We start from the raw sequence: 16,930 nt of genomic DNA, 5'->3' as shown, positions 1-16,930 counted from the left end.
TTCTCGCCTGACGACGCGGACAGCAGGCTCGTAGAGAGGAGGTCGCGATGCCGACCCGGAATCTCCCGAACGACCCGTCCCTGGAGCACCTGCGCAAGCAGGCCAAGACCTTGCTCAAGCAGGTCCGCGACAACGATCCCCAAGCGGTCGCGCTGGCCGACGAGTTCCATCCGGTGCAGTCGCTGGCCGATGCGCAGTTGGTGATCGCCCGGAGCTACGGATTCGCCAGCTGGCCGCGGATCGTGCGGCATCTCGAGCTGGTCGACCGGTACAGCCGGTCACCGCATCGCCAGGAGATCGGCGGCCCAATCGACACTCCGGAGCAGCGTGCCGACGAGTTCCTCCGGCTGGCGACACTGCACTACGGGCAGGACGATCCCGCTCGGCAACGCTCGGCCCGGGAGCTGCTCGACCGCTTCCCGGAGATTGCCCTGAGCAACATCTATACCAAGGTGGTGGCCGGCGAGCTGGACGCCGTACGGTCGGAGCTTCCCTTGCAGGCAAGGGCCGAGGGCGGTCCGTATCGGTGGGAGCCGTTGCTGTATCTCACCTATAGTCGCCTCAATGCGCCGCATCAGGTGGAGATCGCTCGACTGCTTCTCGAGCATGGCGCGGATCCGAACGCGGGCTACCTGTGGCAGGGCCTGCCGTCGCCGTTCACTGCGTTGACCGGGGTCTTCGGTCGTGGTGAAGGCGATCAGCCGCCGCATCGCGACCGGGTCGAGCTCGCCCGGGTGCTGCTGGACGCCGGCGCCGACCCGAACGACAGCCAGACCATGTACAACTGCGGCCCCGGCGCTCCTCCGCCGTACGACGAGGTGCACTTGGAGCTACTGCTCGAGTACGGGTTGGGGCGTGGCGACGGCGGTCCATGGCATGAGCGGATGACGACGGCACACCCGACACCCCAGCAACTCCTGGAGGACGAGCTCATCTTCGACGCCCATCAAGGGCTGCTTCGCCGGGCCGAGCTGATCCTTGCGCAGGGCACCGATCCCGAAGGCACGGGCACTGAGCATCCCGCGTTCGGTGGACACCGTCCCTACGAACTCGCGGCCGTCCACGGACACACCGAGGTCGCGGAACTGCTCCGCGCCCACGGTGCGGCACCGCTGGACGACGTACACGAGGTCTTTGCCGCGATCATGCGCGGCGAGACACCGGACGTCAGCGCGGACCTCGCGGCGCGAGCCGTCGAGCGCAATCCGTATCTGCCGATCCGGGCCGCCGAGATCGGCCGGACCGAAGCCCTGCAACCGTTGAAGAATCTCGGCTTCGACCTCAACATCATGGCGCTGACCGCACCGATCCACCGGCCCGCGCTCAACGGACACCTCGACACGGTGAAGAAACTCATCGAACTCGGTGCCGATCCCACGGTCCGCGACACGATGTACGGCGGCAACGCGATGGGCTGGGCCGAGCACGGCGGTCAGCAGGCAGTGATCGACTACCTGAAGACCGTCATGGACTGACCGCGAGGAACAGGAACGCGCTGAACACCATCAGGTGTACGGCGCCCTGCAGCAACGTCGCCCGACCGGTGGCCAGCGTCAGCATGCTGGTCACCACGGTCAGCGCGAACAGCACTTCGGCGTGGTGGACGGCCGCGATCACGGCGGCACCGAGACCGGCACAGACCAGGATCAGCAGTACTGCGCCCAGATCACGACCCCAGGACAGCAGCAGGACGACGAGAGCGAGCGGGGGCACGGCCAGACTCCAGCGCGGCAACCCATGGACCACCGTGTTTGTCATCCCCAACAAGTCTATTCGCTCCTGCGATACCGCCTTGGCATCTTCCGCAGAACGGGTGATGCTTCTCGCACTATGACAGTGCAGATCAGGGATGCGGTCGCGGGCGACTGGGCGGCTATTTGGCCGTTCTTTCATGAGATCGTCACCGCGCGTGAGACCTATGCGTATGACCCGGACCTCACCGAGGAGCAGGGGCGGGCGCTCTGGATGTCGCCGTCGGCCGATCCGCTCAGCCGGACCACGGTCGCGGTCGATGCCGATGGCACCGTCCTGGGGAGCGCCAACATGTACCCGAACCGGCCGGGTCCCGGGTCGCACGTCGCCAGTGCGAGCTTCATGGTCGACTCGGCGGCCCGCGGCAAGGGCGTCGGCCGGCTGCTCTGCGAGGACATGATCGACTGGGCCACTCGTGAAGGATTCCTGGCGATCCAGTTCAACGCGGTGGTCGAGACGAACGAGTCCGCCGTACACCTCTGGCAGGAGCTGGGCTTCAACATCATCGGCACCGTGCCCGGGGCGTTCAACCACCCCAAGCACGGGTACGTCGGCCTCCACGTGATGCATCGGCCGCTCGGATGACCGACAACCGGGCGCGGCGGATGTGGAAGTCGCTCGAGCCGTACCACGCGATCACCTACTTCGCCCCGGACACGAGGCGCGAGACCGACGCGCTGGGCCTGCGCGGCGGCTGGATGAGCTACTTCGGCTGTCGCGCAGCTCCACTTGGCCCGGTCGGCCCGTCACTGGTCGCGGCCGTGTTCTACAACTTCCATCCAGCCATGGTGGCTCGCGCAATCCCGGATGCGTGGGGTCATGCCTCGCCCGCACAGTTGCTCGACGCCCGGCTGCGCGCGGTCGATTCCGCCGTACGACGACTCTTCCCTGACGCGGACCTTCGTCGTACCTCGGAGATCGCTCGTCGCGCGGCCGAGTTGGCGCCCGTCGCGGGGCGGCCGATCGCAGCGGCGAACGCAGCGTTGGAGTGGCCGGACGAACCGCATCTCGTGCTGTGGCAGGCAACGACGATCCTGCGGGAGTCGCGGGGTGACGGGCATGTCGCGGCGCTGGTTGGTGCGGGACTGAGTCCGTGTCAGGCCTGCGTGACGATCTCTGCCGCGGGTGGGCCTTCGAAGGAGGTGTTCCAGGTCAATCGCCGCTGGAGCGACGACGACTGGGCCGCTGCCGAGGAGGATCTGCGGAGCCGGGGCCTGCTCGACTCAGCCGGCGGACTCACTGTCGCCGGCCGGGAACTCCGTCTGCAGGTGGAGGACACGACGGACGCGTTGGCCGATCAGGGCTGGCGGGCGCTCGGCGATGAACTGACCGCCGAGCTCCACGACCTCGTCCATCCGTTGAGCGCGACGCTGATGGCGTCGGGTCTGATCCCGCCCGACAATCCGATGGCGATGCGCTGGGACTGAGGCTCAGCGCAGACCCTTCGCGGCTGCCCGCAGTACAGCTGCAGTAAGGGCATCGAGGATGGCTGACTGTAGCTTCCAGTGCTGCCAGTAGAGCGGTACGTCGATGTACTTGCCTGGGGCAACCTCAACCAGGCGGCCGGCTTCCAGCTCGGGCTGAGCGACCTCATCCTCGATCATGCCCCAGCCGAGACCGATCCGGACGGCTTGATGGAACCCGCCCGGCGCGGGGATCGCATGCGTCGGCGGATCGAGTTTCCGCCGGGTCACCTTGCGCGCCAGCCGATGCTGCAACTGATCCTTGCTGTTGAACACCATCATCGGCGCCTCGGCGAGTGCCTCCGGCAACGGTTTCCCGACCAGCCAGCGATCGGCGTACTCGGGCGTGGCAACCGCCAGATACCGCATCTTGCCCAGCGGTACGACGCGACAGCCCTGCACCGGCCGTGGATCCGCGGTCACGGCAGCGAGCACCGTGCCGTTGCGGAGGAACTCGGCGGAGTGCTCCTCGTCCTCCTGATGGACGACGAACTGTGCTGCGTGCTGCTCGGTCAGATCGAGCATCGCGGGCAGGAACCAGTTGTTGAGCGAGTCCGCGTTCACCGCGATCGGCAACCGCAACGTGTCGGCCCGGCCGCGGACCGCGGCGATCGCCTCCAACTCCAGCAGCGAAACCTGGCGCGCGAGCCGTCGCAACGCCTCACCCGCCTCCGTCGGCCGCGCGGGCTTGCCTCGCATCACCACGACCTGACCGAGCCGGCTCTCCAATGCCTTGATCCGCTGGCTCACCGCCGACGGCGTGATGTTCAGCCGTCGGGCAGCCGCGTCGAAACTGCCTTCGTCGACGACGGCCGCGAACGTGTCCAGCTGTGCGGAGTCGATCTGCATGATGAAGCCATGCTAATGGCACGTGAGAATCTTTAGCTGGTCTGACGGTGAGAAGCTTGCCTACCGTCGTACCCATGCCACTCCTTGCCGGCTTTGCCACCACGTTGTCCCTGATCGTCGCGATCGGCGCGCAGAACGCCTTCGTGCTGCGCCAGGGGCTGCGCCGCGAGCACGTCCTGCCGGTGGTCCTGATCTGCTCGCTGTCCGATGCCCTCCTCATCTCCAGCGGCATCGCCGGCCTCGGCGCCCTGCTCACCCGCAGCGAACTCGCCCTCGACATCGCCAAGTACGGCGGCGCCGCCTTCCTCTACCTGTACGCCGCCTTCGCTTTCCGCCGCGCGCTGAAACCCAGCTCCATCAACCCCGCCGACCATGCCCCCACCGCCCTCCGCAGCGTCCTGCTCACCTGCCTAGGCTTCACTTACCTCAACCCGCACGTCTACCTCGACACCGTCGTACTGCTCGGCTCTCTCGCCAACCAACGCGGCACCGACGGCCGCTGGTTCTACGGCCTCGGCGCCGTCACCGCCTCCTTCGCCTGGTTCTTCGCCCTCGGCTTCTTCTCCCGCAAACTCACCCCCCTCTTCGCCCGCCCCCGAGCCTGGCAACTCCTCGACTCCGCCATAGCCCTCCTCATGACCTCCCTGGCCACCTGGATGCTCCTCCCCTGACTCAGACTGGCCGTGTGGACGTGACGGTGTTGTGTGATGCGGTGGCGGTGTTTCCAGAGAGTGTTGAGGAGGCCTTGCCTGGGTGGAGTGCTGAGCATTCGCAGTGGACCGCCGAGGTGATGCCGGGGAATGTGGGCGGCGTGGGGTGGTGGCTGCACTTCCACAGCTACCTGGTGACTGGGGACGCCGGAGTGGTGCTGGTTGATGCGGGGGTGGGGCCGGCAGGTGGGGAGGCGGCGGAGTGGTTGGGGGTTGGTGGGCGGTTACCGGCGCTGCTGGGGCAGGTGGGGGTTCGGGAGAGCGACGTCGACACCGTGGTGCTGACGCATGTGCATCTGGATCATGTGGGGTGGAGTGCGGAGGGTGAGCGGCCGCGGTTCGGGAATGCGGAGTACGTCGTACAGCGGGATGAGCTCGAGCATGTGCGAGGCGGGGCGACGTACGAGCGGATGATCCGGCCGATTGTCGAGGCCGGGCAGCTCAGGGTGGTGGACGGTGAGGTCGGGTTGCGCGGGATGCGGTTGGTGCCGACGCCGGGGCATACACCTGGGCATCAGTCGGTGGTGACCGAGCGGGCCGTGCTCGGCGGGGACGTGCTGGTGCATCCGGCGCAGGCTCGGTGGCCTGAGCTCGTCTATGTGTACGAGCGGGATCCCGCCCGGGCTGTGACGTCGCGGCGGGAAGTGCTTGCGTTGGCGGCCGCGTCGGGGATCCCGATCGCGGCCGCGCATCCGCATGCGGCGCTGTCCGCCGACGCGCGTCCACTGGCGACGCCCGGCGACGGCAGCGACGTCTGCCCGCCGTACCGGCTTTAGCGGTAACCGGTGGTGTCGGCCGGCTTGCCCGGGTCTTGGACCTCGACGATGTAGCGCCACGCGTCCGGCTGACTTCCGTCGAGGTCGGTGAAGCCGTAGAGCTGCGCGAGTTCGCCGCTCGACGTGGACTTGCCGTTCCAGCGTCGTACGTCGGGATCCGCGGCCAGGGCTGCCACCGCGCGACCGACGTACGACGGACTCTCGGAGATCGCGAAGTGCGGGATCCGCTCGGTCGCGTCCCGCCAGTTGGCCTCGGTCACGCCGAATCCTTCGAGCATCGACTCGGACCGAAGCCACCCAGGTGAGAGCAGTACGGCGGTCGCGTCGTACTTGTCGAGTTCGTGCGCGAGCGCGAACGCCATCCGGCTGACGGCGCCCTTGGCGAGGTCGTAGAAGAACGAGACGCGGTAGTTGTCGGCGTTGTACTCGTTCGTGCCGTCGGTCATCTCGATGACGAGCCCGCCGGGTGACTTGATCAGCAGCGGCAACGCGAAATGGCTGGTGATCACATGCGTGTCGACACCGAGTCGGAGCAGGCGCAGCCCGTTGTCGAGGTCGCTCTCCCAGACGGTCTTGTCCCACTCTGGTTCGCCGAACTGACCCCAGATGTCGTTCACCAGGATGTGCAGCGCGCCCTGTTCGCGTTCGATCCGCTCGACGAGGGCGCGGACCTGCTCGGGGTCCAGATGATCCACCGGTACGGCGATGCCGTGACCGCCGGCCTGGTCGACCAGCTCGGCGGTCTCCTCGATCGTCTCCGGCCGGTTCATCTCCGACCGCCGCGCCTGCGTACTGCGCCCGGTCACGTACACGGTCGCGCCGGCCGCGCCGAGCTGGACCGCGATCCCTCGCCCGGCCGCCCGGGTCGCCCCCGTCACCAACGCAACCTTCCCCGCCAACGGCTTCATGCTCGTGTCCTTTCCATACGTTGTATGGTTATGTACCATACGTCGTATGATTAATGCTGGCAAGCGGTCCGGCCGACCCCGCGCCGGCCAGGAGCGGCTGAGCCGGGAGGCGATCCTGACGGCGGCGCTGCGGATCGTCGACGACGAGGGCATCGACGCACTGACCATGCGGCGGCTCGCCTCGACGCTCGAGGTCAACCCGATGTCGCTCTACCACCACCTGCCGAACAAGGCCGCCGTACTGGCCGGGCTCGCGGAGCTGGTGTTCGCCGACATGGAGCAGCCCGATCCGGGCGACGCGGTGCCGTGGCAGGAGCAGTTGAAGGACGCGGCGCGGGCCTATCGCAACGCGCTCCGGGCACATCCGAACCTCGCCCTGCAGGTCCTGTCCGACACGTCGGCGGTGTCGGATGTGGTCGTCGTGACGGTGGAGCCGTACTATCGCGCGCTCGACCGGGCCGGGTTGTCACCGCGGCAGATCTTCGAGTCGGTGAACACGCTGGTCGACTTCATCCACGGCTTCACGCTCGGCGAGGCCGCGGTCCGCGCGGAGACGTTCGAGCTGGCTCCGGACCTGCTCGCCCGAGTGCAGGGACTGCCCGCGGGCAAAGCGCCGACGCTGGCCCGCGTGGTCGGCGAGTTGGGACCGGAGGGACTCGCCTACGACTTCGACAGCGGGTTCGAGTCCGGGCTGACCGTGCTGACAGCAGGCTTCGCAGCGGCGGTGCCCCGCGACCGATAGCGCGAGATCGCGACACCCATCAGGCAGAGCACACCGCCGAGATAGGCCAGCGGCGCCGGACTTTCGTCGAGCAGGAGCCAGCCGAGGAAGATCGTCAGCGGCGGGACCAGGTACGTCGTCGCGCCCATCCGGCCCGCTGTCGTCCGCGCCAACGCATAGGCCCAGGTGGTGAAGGCGATCGCGGTCGGGAACGCACCGAGGAAGACGATCCACCAGATGGTCGACGGTCGCGCGTCGGCCGACTCCCGGACCAGTGCGGGAGCGAACGGCAGACAGCTGACCGTGCCGATCACGCAGGCCAGCCAGGTCACCTCCAACGCGGGCAGCCTGGCGAGCAACGGCTTCTGTGAAACGACACCGATCGCGTACGCCGCCGCGGCGACGACGCAGAGTACGACGCCCCACGTCTCGGCCCGCCCGTCGGACGAGGACAACCCGATCAGGACGACCCCACCGAACGCGGCGATACTGCCGATCACGAGCTGACGCGGGAAGCCCTCCTGCAGAAGTACGCCGGCCAGCAGAGCGATCAGCAACGGCCCGATGTTCACCAGCATCGCGGTCGTGCCGGCGTCGAGGCGTTGCTCGGCCGCGTTCAGCGCGAGGTTGTAGACGCCGAACCACAACACACCGCAGAGCAGCAGGAACTTCCAGTCACCCTTCGCCGGCCAACGGCGCGGCCGGGTGAACACGAACGCACCCAGCAGCACGCTGCCGACCAGCAACCGGCCGAGCGACAGCGCACCGGCCGAGAACTCCTGGCCGACATGACGGATCGCGACGAACGCCGAGGCCCAGAACACCACCGTCACCGCTGCCGCACCCGCAGCCAGCACACCCTGCTTTCTCATGCCTGCGAGGCTAAGCGTCCGATACTTCGGCGGACACCGAATTCTTGGGCGCCGGCAGCGCGAACGGTACGACGAGCGCCGTCAGCAGCACCGGGATCGTCAGGGCGGCGACCAGGATCGACATGCTGAACCAGAGCGAGCCGACCGCGAACCCCGCGTAGACCGCGACGGCGAAGATCTCGGCGAAGAAGCCGGACACCGACGTCACGGTGGCTCGGGCCGGACCGGTGATCGAGTCCTGCAGCCGCGCCTCCGCGACCACGATCACCAGCTGCATCACGCCGTACCCGATCGCGATCGGGAGGAATCCCCAGGCCGTGCCGCTCAGCGCACCCCAGGCGATCAGCACCGCCGTCGCTCCGAGGCCGACCGCGAATGTTGCTGCTGGCAACTTGTACGCGGGTCCCGCCAGGGCGCCGCCGATCGCCTGGGCCGCGACAGTCCCGGCGATCAGCAAAGGCACGACAGTTGTGGACGCGCCGGCCTCTCTGGCGAGCAGCGGGAAGTACTCGTCGAATGCCAGGAAGCCGCCGAGCAACGCGACCAGCGCCACGGCTCTTCGGACGGGACGGCTGGTCAAGGCCTCGGTCACACCGGATCGCAGCATCGACCAGTACTCGGCCAGCGCGGCCCGAGTGGACGTCGGTTGCGGCTCGTCCTCCTCCGGCTGTGCGGGCTCGACGGGTGGCGCTTCCGGGAGTGTCAGCGCGACGGCGGCTTGGATCAGGCAGCTGAGGACGCTGACGACGCCCGCGAGGGTGTAACCGCCGAGGTCGAACAGCGGTGCGGCCAAGGCAGTCGCGGCCAGGTTGGCGATCAGCGAGGCGGACCTGGCCCGGCCGAGCAGCCCGGCGTACTTGTCGGTGCAGTCGCGCGCGGCCAACTCGTCGTACACGAAGGCCTCGAACGTGCCGGAGATCAGCGCGGACGCCGTACCCCACAGGACGAAGCCGAGCGCGAAGCCGGCGAACGACGGCACCGTGATCCAGGCCGCGTATCCGAGCGCGCTGATCAGCGCACCGAGGACCAGCAGCTTGCGGCGCGAGTACGTGTCGGCCCAGGCGCCCGACGGCACCTCGAGGACGAACGCGGTCGTCGACCAGATGACGAACAGGATCGAGATCTGGGCAGGCGACAACCCGTGATCGGCGAACAGCAACTGGTACAGCGGATACAGCGGGATGAAGTCCTGTAGCGCCTCGTACGCGACGATGCGGCTGGACAGGCTTTTCGGTAGGCGGTCAGGGCGTCAAAGGTGCGGGCTCGTGTACCTCATGTCTTGAAAGATACGAGGAAATCAGCGTCCAAGCAGCTCTTTTCTGCCGGCTGTGGACAAGTGCAGCGCCTGGTACCGCGTGCCGGGCACCGCGCCAGGCTCCGGCGAGCTCCACAAGGTGAAGTGCACGATCTCCCAGCGAGTGGGATCCACCGCGATCGCCGAGCTGTGGACGTCCGCACGGGCTGCGGTCTGCTGCAAGATCCCGACCGCCTCGGCGACCGGATCGGCTGGATCCACGTCGGATGAGAGCTGCCAGGTGTGCTTGGTCGCGCTCAGCGCAGGCTGGTCGACGTCTGGACCGGCGAGTGCCTCCACGCCGGTCCAGTGCCGGACCGGCGGACGGCCGAAGGAGGTGCAGATCGCGGTGAAGAAGCCGCCGCCCCAGAGGAAGCGGCCCATCCCGGCCGAGTCGTTCCACAGGTAGAACGGCGCGTACTGGTTGACCATCGCGCCGTTCGCCCGATCCTGGATCAGGTACGCCTTGACGCCCAGCCCGTCGAAATCGTCCATCCGGTGCCCGGTCGTCTCAACCCGCCGCCGGATGATCCCCATGTCGTAATCGGTCGGCAACGTGACCTCGTACTGCATCGCATCCACGATCCACCCTCTCGCTTGATCCCGAACATACTAGTAGGTACAGAACTAAATGAGGAGCGGGGTCGACCGAGGTCGGACACAGTAGAGCGATGAGTGATGTGAGTGAACGGGTCTGGGGGCGGTTGCCGGAGGGGTGCCGGGAGGCGCTGGTCGATGGGTTGAGTCCGTCGGATCTGCAGTCGGTGCTGCTGGATGTGAGTCGTGCGCGGGCCGCGAAGGTGACGCCGGCGCGGCTGTTGCAGCGGTGGCAGCAGGACCGGTTCGCGCGGCCGTCGACCTCTGATCCGCGGCAGCTCGTGAAGACCCAGCAGCGGCTGTGGGAGCTGCTGCCGGAGCAGTTTGCGGGGGTCGAGCTGTCTCCGGTGACGCCGCTCGGCACCTGTTCGGCCGTCTCCAACATCAACCAGCATCAGATTCTCAGCACGATCCGCAGTACCGAGGTCGCCAGCGATCCGACCAACGAGCTCGCGATCGAGGCCGCCGTACGGCGTCGTGCCGGACAGGCGCGGGTGGACCTGGCCGCGTGCCAGCGGGTCGTCCGCGCTCAGGCGGTCGAGGGACCAGGGATGTTCGCGCACTTCCAGCTGTTCGTACTGGTGTCGAGTGCGCGGGACACCGGCTCGGGCCGGACCGAGGCCGAGCTGCTGGTCGATCACCTGCGCTACTGGCACGACGTACTGGGTGACGCGGCCGAGCTCACGTTCACCACGTTCACCCCGTCGGCTGTGCGGGAGCGGATCGACGACACGGTCCGGCCTGCGCTGAAGACGGACCTCACCGAGGACCCCGAACGCACCAAGGGCAAGAACTACTACTCCGGTACGGCGCTGGGCATCGGCTGGGATGGGGCAGAGCTGGGCGACGGCGGCTTCACCCGATGGACCGCGGACCTGCTCGGCGACGCCAAGGAACGCTGCCTGATCTCGTGCGTCTCGACCGAACGGCTGACGGCTATCTCAGCCTGAGCAGGCCCGCATCGCTCGGCCGGAACCCACAGGCCTCGAGGTAGAAGGCGGTCAGGTGTGGCTCGAAGTCCACATGCAACCACTCACACCCGGCCGCCTTCGCCTCCTCAGCCGCAGCCAGCACGAGCCGTCTCCCCAGGCCCTGCCGCCCATGATCCGGGTGTACGGCGGTATCCAGCACGAACGCGTGCGCACCACCGTCCCAGCACACCTGCACAAAACCGATCAGCTGGTCGTTGCTAAAGGCCCCCACCCACGTCAGCGCCCACCGCTCCAACCGCTCCCGCCAACCCTGCACTTCGACCTCGCCCCCAAAGGCCAACGCGTGCAGCGTGGACAGCTCCCGATCATCAACCGGAAACCGGACTCGGATGTCGGTCACGCTGCCTCCGTGCTGATGAGGATGACTGTGCTGTCGCTGGACAGGTCCAGGCGGTCGCGGGCTGCGCGCAGACCGGCGAGTGATGCCGCTCCACTGGGTCCTGACGAGATTCCAAGCGCGTTGAGGTCGTGTACCGCCTGCAGGGCCGCGTCGTCTTCGACTGTCACGGCGTAGTCGAGGCCTGAGCGCAGTACGGGCCAGGCGAGAGTGGAGGGGGTGCCGCAGTTAAGGCCTGCCATGACTGTCTTGCCGGTGGGGATGGTGAGCAGCTCACCGGCCAGGAGGCTTGTGGTGACGCAGGAGGCGGTGGTGGGTTCAACACCGAGCAGAGCTGGTGTGGACGAGCCACTGCGGTAGTGGGTGACGGCTGCCTGGGCTATCGACCCCACTCCCATCGGTACGACGACCAGGTCGGGCTGTACGTCGATCTCGCGGAACAGAGTGGAGTAGCCGTCCACGATGTGCTGGGGCACCACGTCGTACCCGGGCCAGGCAGAGTCCTGGATCAGCAGCCGGCCAGAATGATCCGCGTACGACGCTGCCTCGGCGACTGCGGCGTCATACGAGTCCGGTACGACGGTCACCGTCGCACCCTCCGAGCGGATGGCATCGATCGCCGCATCGCTCACCACGTCCGGGACGAACACGTGGGACGGCAGACCCAGCATCGTGGCGCGGCGTGCGACCGCGCGGCCGTGGTTGCCGTCGGTCGCGGTGACTAGCTCCACCGGCCCCGGGCGGTCCTGCAGCGTGCGGTGGATCGCCCACCACGCGCCGAGCGCCTTGAATGCGGGCAGGCCGAGCCGCTGCGACTCGTCCTTCACCAGGACTCGGCCGACACCCAGTTCCGCCGCCAGCGACGGGACAGGGGTCAGCGGGGTCGGACGGTAGCCGGGCAGGCTCTGGTGGAACGCCAGCACCTCGTCCGGTGCAGGCGTGGTACGCCAGGCCCGTGCGGCCGGGTTGTCATACCAACGCACCAGCTAGGCGACCAGGCAGAACGCCTGAGCCGAGCCGGAGTAGGCACGCGGGGACGAGGCGATCTGCTGCGGGCGAGACTCCTCGACGCGGATGGCGGCAGTCTGGAGGCGGATCGGTAGCGTGGCCCGGACCGCTGTGGTCAGGTCGAACTGCACCTCGGCCAGCAGGTCGGTCAGCTCGAGGTCCAGCGCGCGGCAGATCGCGGCGAGGATCTCCGAGGACGGCTCCTTGCGGCCGCGCTCGATCTCGGAAAGGTAGGGCACCGACACTTGCGCCAGCTCGGCGAGCTCGCGCAGGGTGATCCCCCGCTCGCGCCGCAGCCGGCGGAAGACGTTCCCGATCACCTGGCGTAGCAACACGTCTGGCCCTCCTCGCCTCCGATGTCCTGTACCGAGTGTGCCATCCCGGCCAGGTCTGCGGTGGGCAGATCTGCCACGGGCAGATTCCCGGGCGCTCCGGTACGCTGGCACGCAGGCTGGACCGCATGAGTGAGTTCCAGCTTCCGAACAGCCTCGACGGCCACATCTACCAGCGTCTGCTCTGGCAGCGCATCCTCGTCCTCGGCGACGAGATCAAGGACGAGAACGCCAACGCCCTGTGCGCCCAGCTGATCCTGCTGAACGCCGAGGACCCGAAGGCGGACATCTCCCTCTACATCAACTCCCCCGGCGGCTCGGTGTCGGCCGGGCTGGCGATCTACGACACGATGAGCTTCATCAGCAACGACGTGGCGACGTACGCGATGGGCATGGTCGCGTCGATGGGGCAGGTGCTGCTGACCTGTGGTGCGCCGGGCAAGCGGTTCGCGCTGCCGCACGCGCGGATCATGATGCACCAGCCGACCGGCGGGATAGGCGGTACGGCGTCCGATATCAAGACGCAGGCGGAACAGGCGATCAAGGCGCGGGAGGACCTGGCTCGGCTGATCAGCGACCGGACCGGTCAGCCGGTCGAGCGGATCGAGACCGACTTCGACCGGGACCGCTGGTTCACCGCGGAGGCAGCCCGCGACTACGGCATCGTCGACCGAGTACTCACGAGGCCCGCTGCGGTGCCGGCCTGACGGAGGGCGCTCGGGTCGGAGGCGCGCTCTGGTGGGGTGGGCAGCGCCGGTCAGGCCTGGGCGAGGGCTTGGGCCAGGTCTGTCGTCAGGTCCTCGGGGTCTTCTAGGCCGAGGCTGAGGCGGAGGAGGCCGGCGGAGGGCTTGGCTTCGGGGGCTACCAGGCGGTGGGTGAGCGCGGCGGGGTGCTGGATGAGGGTGTCTACGCCACCCAGCGACACAGCATGCGTGATCAGGCTCAGCGCACCAGCCACCCGGGCTGCCGCGTCGTACCCGCCAGCAACAGTGAAGGCGAGTACTGCGCCCGGACCGGCCTGCTGGCGGCCGATCAGCTCCTGCGGGTCGGACAGACCCGGGTAGTACACCGCCTCGACGGCCGGCTGAGCGGACAGCCAGTCCGCCACCTTCATAGCGGTCGCCTGCTGCGCCCGCACTCGCACCGGCAACGTCTGCAGTCCCCTGTGCAGTTCGTACGCCGCCAACGGGTGCAGCAGGCCACCAGTCACAGCCCGGATCTGGCGGAGCCGGGCGGTCCATTCCGCGCCGGCCGCGACGACGCCGCCCATGACGTCGCCGTGGCCGCCGAGGTACTTGGTTGCCGAGTGCAGCACCAGGCTCGCCCCGTGACGAGCCGGCTGCTGCAGGACCGGCGTCGCGAACGTGTTGTCCACAAGCACCGGTACGTCGTTGGCCTGCCGAGCGACCGCGGCGATGTCCACCAGCTCAACGGTCGGGTTCGCCGGCGTCTCCACGATCACCAGCCCGGTCTCCGGCCGGATCGCCGCCGCGACCTCGGTTGCCTTCGCCCAACTGACCGTCGTACCCAGGAGGCCTGTGGATAACAGGTGGTCCGAGCCGCCGTACAGGGGCCTTACGGCGACCACGTGCGGACGGCCGGCGGCGACGGTGGCGAGCAGGCAGGCGGTCAGCGCGGCCATGCCGGAACCGAACGCGACCGCGCCGTCAGAGTGCTCGAGTTCCGCGAGGGCGTCCTCGAACCGGGCGACGGTCGGGTTCCACAGGCGCTGGTAGACGAGGCTGCCGCCGTCCGGGCGGTTTCCCTGCGTCAGGACGTCGTACGACGTCCCGCCCGCGGCCACACCGGGCAGCGGGTAGGTGGTGGACAGGTCGATCGGCGGGACGTGCACGCCGAGCGCGGTCAGGTCGTCGCGGCCGGCGTGCACCGACCGGGTGTCGAGCTGGGTCATGCGTACCTCCTCAGGACGACGTGGGCATGAGGATGGAATCTTCTGCGGAATCACCGCAAGAGTTCCGAAGAAAATTCATCCACAGGCTCATCCACACGCTGTGGATTCTGTGGAGGAGTCCTAGAGTGGTGTCATGCCGAAGGATCGTCGGACCCCGGGACCCGCCCCGCGCGCGGCCCCGGGCGGGCTCGACGAGGTCGATCTGGAGCTGGTCCGGCTGCTGACAGCCGACGGCCGGATGCCGAACAATGCGCTCGCGGAGGCGGCCGGGATCGCCCCGTCGACGTGCCTGATGCGGGTGCGGTCGCTGCGGGAGCGCGGGGTCATCCGCGGGTTCCACGCGGATGTGGATCTGGGCGCGCTGGGGCAGCCGTTGCAGGCTCTGGTCGCGGTGCGGATCGGGGCGCACTCGCGGGACGAGATCAACCGCTTCCGGACGAAGGTGCCGGGTCTACCGGGTGTGCTCTCGCTGTTCCACGTCAGCGGTGCGAACGACTACCTGCTGCACGTGTCAGCGGCGTCGCCGGACGCGTTGCGGGAGTTCGTGCTGGATCACCTGACCGCCGATCCGGCGGTCGTGCATGCCGAGACGAGCCTGATCTTCGAGCACGTCCGGGGTGCTAGCGGGGGTTGAGACCCCAGGCCGAGGCCAACTGGGTGAACGAGTGGCGGCGCTCAGCCGGGCTGTGGATATTCGTGGTGATGATGAGTTCGTCGGCGTCCGCGGACTTGGCCCGGCGGGAGAGGTCGGCGGCCACCTGCTCGGCGGTGCCCACGGAAACCAGGCCGGACCACTCCTCGACGGCGGCGCGTTCGCCCTCGCTCCAGGGGTAGGCGGCCGCCTCCTCGGGTGACGGGAGCGGGCCGGGCCGGCCTGAGCGGAGGCGGAGCATCGAGAGGGCGTTGGCCTGGGCCAACTCCTGCGCGCGCTCCTCGGTGTCGGCAACGATCGCGGCGAGCGCGAGAATGACGTGCGGCTCCGACTGGTGATCCGACGGCTGGAAGTTCTCCCGGTACGACGCGATCACGCCGGCCGGATCCAGGGTGCCGAAGTGACCGGCATACGCGAACCCTGTCCCCAGTGCAGCTGCGGCCTGACCGCCGTACGTGCTGGAACCGAGGATCCAGACGGGCGGCAGCGGTACGTCGTCCGGTTGGGCGGAGATCGGCGCGAACGGGTGGCCGGCCGGGAAGCCTTCGGCGTACGCGCGGAGCTCGGCGTACTGCTCGGGGAAGTCGTCGGCGCCGAGTGCCTCGCGGCTTCGGCGCAAGGCGAGCGCGGTCCGCTGATCGGTGCCGGGGGCACGACCGATGCCGAGGTCGATGCGGTCGGGGTGCAGACCCGCCAGCACGCGGAACGTCTCGGCGACCTTCAGCGGCGAGTGGTTCGGCAGCATGATGCCGCCGGAGCCGACGCGGATGCTGGAGGTGGCGGCCGCGACGGCCGCGATCATCACCTCGGGACTCGTGCTGACCACGCTCGGGATGTTGTGATGCTCCGCCAGCCAGTAGCGGTGGTACCCGGCAGCCTCGGCGGTCCGGGCCAGTTCGAGCGTCTCGTGCAGCGCCTGTGACGGACGCGAGCCCGTCGGCACCGGCGAAAGGTCGAGCACGGACAGGGGCATCGGTTCGGCGCTCACGTTCAATCAGCAACCGCATCCGGCCGGTGCCTATTCCGGGGCGGACCGCCAGCACTCATCAATTGGGCCTCACCGACTCCGCTGAGCGTGCGACGGTCGCTGAGACCAACGTTGATGAGTGCTGGCGGTCCGCTAATCCGGGTAAGGGGTCTGGTCGCGGGCGTCGCGGAGTGGGCGAGCCCACCAGGCGAGCTGGCCGAGGAGTGCGGAGGCGGCGGTTGGGGTCGTCGGGTCGGTGGGCTCGCCGTCGGAGGTGAAGTCGGTCTCGTGGAAGCCGAGGGTGTCGCGGATCGTGACCGCGTGGAGCTCGCCGAAGACCAGCCGGAGCTGTTCGGCGGCTCGCAGTCCGCCCGAGCGGCCGCCGTACACGACGAACGCGATCGGCTTCCCGTACCAGGGCCGGCGGACCGCGTCGATCGCGGTCTTGAGGTCCCCCGGGTACGCGTGGTTGTACTCGGCCGTGACGATCACCACGGCGTCGGCCTCCTGGATCCGGACGGACAACTCGCTCACCGGTACGGCGCTCAGATCGATCAGATCGAGCTTGAACCCGTCGTACCGCTCGACCTCGCGGGCGAACCATCGGGCGACCAGAGTGCCGAAGCGACCGGCGTCGACGTTGCGAGTGAGCAGGGCCAGCCGCAGCGGATGAACGGTCACCCAGCGGACGCTAGTACCTCAACAAGACTTGAGGTCAAGCCGTCTCGACGAGTGGCAGTACAGAAATACCGCAAAGGGAGATAAACTTTCGGATTTGTGGCTGCCAC

The 16,930-nt window shown here is 68.3% G+C and carries 21 protein-coding genes; 9 read left to right on the top strand and 12 right to left on the bottom strand.

Annotated elements, in window-relative coordinates:
• Positions 1 to 47 precede the first annotated feature (47 nt).
• On the top strand, positions 48 to 1,475 hold the full coding sequence (locus V9K99_RS05930; RefSeq protein WP_337000332.1) for an ankyrin repeat domain-containing protein: 1,428 nt from the start codon (positions 48 to 50) through the stop codon (positions 1,473 to 1,475).
• Here the strand turns inward: V9K99_RS05930 and V9K99_RS05925 are convergent.
• Positions 1,465 to 1,758: a hypothetical protein gene (locus tag V9K99_RS05925; RefSeq protein WP_337000333.1), complete on the bottom strand. Its 294-nt coding sequence runs from the start codon at positions 1,756 to 1,758 to the stop codon at positions 1,465 to 1,467. The genes V9K99_RS05930 and V9K99_RS05925 overlap by 11 nt on opposite strands.
• 72 nt (positions 1,759 to 1,830) lie before the next feature.
• On the opposite strand from V9K99_RS05925, the gene V9K99_RS05920 reads away from it, so the two are divergent.
• Together V9K99_RS05920 and V9K99_RS05915 are read left to right on the top strand one after the other, a co-directional pair.
• Complete coding sequence (locus V9K99_RS05920; RefSeq protein WP_337000334.1) at positions 1,831 to 2,337, top strand: GNAT family N-acetyltransferase; 507 nt, start codon at positions 1,831 to 1,833, stop codon at positions 2,335 to 2,337.
• Positions 2,334 to 3,179: an SCO6745 family protein gene (locus tag V9K99_RS05915; RefSeq protein WP_337000335.1), complete on the top strand. Its 846-nt coding sequence runs from the start codon at positions 2,334 to 2,336 to the stop codon at positions 3,177 to 3,179. Before V9K99_RS05920 ends, V9K99_RS05915 begins: the two co-directional genes overlap by 4 nt.
• Positions 3,180 to 3,182: 3 nt before the next feature.
• Here V9K99_RS05915 and V9K99_RS05910 read toward each other — a convergent pair whose 3' ends face one another.
• Positions 3,183 to 4,064, bottom strand: a complete 882-nt coding sequence (locus V9K99_RS05910) for a LysR family transcriptional regulator ArgP (RefSeq protein ID WP_337000336.1) — start codon at positions 4,062 to 4,064, stop codon at positions 3,183 to 3,185.
• 74 nt (positions 4,065 to 4,138) lie between these two features.
• Between V9K99_RS05910 and V9K99_RS05905 the strand changes: the two genes are divergently transcribed.
• Complete coding sequence (locus V9K99_RS05905) at positions 4,139 to 4,735, top strand: LysE/ArgO family amino acid transporter (protein ID WP_337000337.1); 597 nt, start codon at positions 4,139 to 4,141, stop codon at positions 4,733 to 4,735.
• 14 nt (positions 4,736 to 4,749) lie between these two features.
• A complete protein-coding gene (locus V9K99_RS05900; RefSeq protein ID WP_337000338.1) occupies positions 4,750 to 5,550 on the top strand; it encodes an MBL fold metallo-hydrolase in 801 nt (266 codons plus the stop codon).
• Here V9K99_RS05900 and V9K99_RS05895 read toward each other — a convergent pair.
• Positions 5,547 to 6,458 (bottom strand): SDR family oxidoreductase, encoded by a 912-nt coding sequence (locus V9K99_RS05895; RefSeq protein ID WP_337000339.1) that lies wholly within the window; start codon positions 6,456 to 6,458, stop codon positions 5,547 to 5,549. The two genes, V9K99_RS05900 and V9K99_RS05895, sit on opposite strands and share 4 nt — an antisense overlap.
• Before the next feature lie 46 nt (positions 6,459 to 6,504).
• Here V9K99_RS05895 and V9K99_RS05890 point away from each other — a divergent pair, with 46 nt between their 5' ends.
• The gene (locus V9K99_RS05890; RefSeq protein ID WP_337000340.1) at positions 6,505 to 7,200 is read left to right on the top strand and encodes a TetR/AcrR family transcriptional regulator; all 696 of its coding nucleotides are present in this window, start codon (positions 6,505 to 6,507) and stop codon (positions 7,198 to 7,200) included.
• Here the strand turns inward: V9K99_RS05890 and V9K99_RS05885 are convergent.
• The 3 genes from V9K99_RS05885 to V9K99_RS05875 all read right to left on the bottom strand — a co-directional run bounded on the left by V9K99_RS05885 (position 7,119) and on the right by V9K99_RS05875 (position 9,918).
• Positions 7,119 to 8,051 (bottom strand): DMT family transporter, encoded by a 933-nt coding sequence (locus V9K99_RS05885; protein ID WP_337000341.1) that lies wholly within the window; start codon positions 8,049 to 8,051, stop codon positions 7,119 to 7,121. The genes V9K99_RS05890 and V9K99_RS05885 overlap by 82 nt on opposite strands.
• A 10-nt stretch (positions 8,052 to 8,061) precedes the next feature.
• Positions 8,062 to 9,228, bottom strand: coding sequence for an MFS transporter (locus tag V9K99_RS05880; RefSeq protein ID WP_337322886.1), 1,167 nt, complete (start codon positions 9,226 to 9,228; stop codon positions 8,062 to 8,064).
• A gap of 120 nt (positions 9,229 to 9,348) precedes the next feature.
• The gene (locus V9K99_RS05875) at positions 9,349 to 9,918 is read right to left on the bottom strand and encodes a DUF4865 family protein (RefSeq protein WP_337001341.1); all 570 of its coding nucleotides are present in this window, start codon (positions 9,916 to 9,918) and stop codon (positions 9,349 to 9,351) included.
• 98 nt (positions 9,919 to 10,016) lie between these two features.
• Between V9K99_RS05875 and V9K99_RS05870 the strand changes: the two genes are divergently transcribed.
• Positions 10,017 to 10,892 (top strand): hypothetical protein, encoded by an 876-nt coding sequence (locus V9K99_RS05870; protein ID WP_337000342.1) that lies wholly within the window; start codon positions 10,017 to 10,019, stop codon positions 10,890 to 10,892.
• Here V9K99_RS05870 and V9K99_RS05865 read toward each other — a convergent pair.
• From V9K99_RS05865 to V9K99_RS05855, 3 genes are read right to left on the bottom strand one after another with little or no spacing between them, the layout of a single operon-like run.
• The gene (locus V9K99_RS05865; protein ID WP_337000343.1) at positions 10,879 to 11,274 is read right to left on the bottom strand and encodes a GNAT family N-acetyltransferase; all 396 of its coding nucleotides are present in this window, start codon (positions 11,272 to 11,274) and stop codon (positions 10,879 to 10,881) included. The genes V9K99_RS05870 and V9K99_RS05865 overlap by 14 nt on opposite strands.
• On the bottom strand, positions 11,271 to 12,254 hold the full coding sequence (locus V9K99_RS05860; RefSeq protein ID WP_337000344.1) for a pyridoxal-phosphate dependent enzyme: 984 nt from the start codon (positions 12,252 to 12,254) through the stop codon (positions 11,271 to 11,273). The genes V9K99_RS05865 and V9K99_RS05860 overlap by 4 nt, the downstream gene beginning before the upstream one ends.
• A gap of 3 nt (positions 12,255 to 12,257) precedes the next feature.
• Positions 12,258 to 12,614: a helix-turn-helix domain-containing protein gene (locus V9K99_RS05855; RefSeq protein WP_337000345.1), complete on the bottom strand. Its 357-nt coding sequence runs from the start codon at positions 12,612 to 12,614 to the stop codon at positions 12,258 to 12,260.
• A gap of 125 nt (positions 12,615 to 12,739) precedes the next feature.
• On the opposite strand from V9K99_RS05855, the gene V9K99_RS05850 reads away from it, so the two are divergent.
• Entirely contained in the window at positions 12,740 to 13,318 is a 579-nt protein-coding gene (locus V9K99_RS05850) for a ClpP family protease (RefSeq protein WP_337000346.1), read from the top strand.
• 50 nt (positions 13,319 to 13,368) lie between these two features.
• On the opposite strand, the gene V9K99_RS05845 is transcribed toward V9K99_RS05850, so the two are convergent.
• Positions 13,369 to 14,523 (bottom strand): trans-sulfuration enzyme family protein, encoded by a 1,155-nt coding sequence (locus tag V9K99_RS05845; RefSeq protein WP_337000347.1) that lies wholly within the window; start codon positions 14,521 to 14,523, stop codon positions 13,369 to 13,371.
• Positions 14,524 to 14,656: 133 nt separating this feature from the next.
• Between V9K99_RS05845 and V9K99_RS05840 the strand changes: the two genes are divergently transcribed.
• On the top strand, positions 14,657 to 15,157 hold the full coding sequence (locus V9K99_RS05840) for an Lrp/AsnC family transcriptional regulator (protein ID WP_337000348.1): 501 nt from the start codon (positions 14,657 to 14,659) through the stop codon (positions 15,155 to 15,157).
• Here V9K99_RS05840 and V9K99_RS05835 read toward each other — a convergent pair.
• Complete coding sequence (locus tag V9K99_RS05835) at positions 15,144 to 16,163, bottom strand: LLM class flavin-dependent oxidoreductase (protein WP_337000349.1); 1,020 nt, start codon at positions 16,161 to 16,163, stop codon at positions 15,144 to 15,146. The genes V9K99_RS05840 and V9K99_RS05835 overlap by 14 nt on opposite strands.
• Before the next feature lie 132 nt (positions 16,164 to 16,295).
• The gene (locus V9K99_RS05830; protein ID WP_337000350.1) at positions 16,296 to 16,823 is read right to left on the bottom strand and encodes an NADPH-dependent FMN reductase; all 528 of its coding nucleotides are present in this window, start codon (positions 16,821 to 16,823) and stop codon (positions 16,296 to 16,298) included.
• Positions 16,824 to 16,930 lie beyond the last annotated feature (107 nt).

Origin of the sequence: Kribbella sp. CCNWLW201 (assembly GCF_037203805.1) — a bacterium.
GTDB lineage: Bacteria > Actinomycetota > Actinomycetes > Propionibacteriales > Kribbellaceae > Kribbella.
The sequence above is the reverse complement of the archived record's forward strand: the minus strand, read 5'-3'. Positions and strand labels throughout refer to the sequence as shown.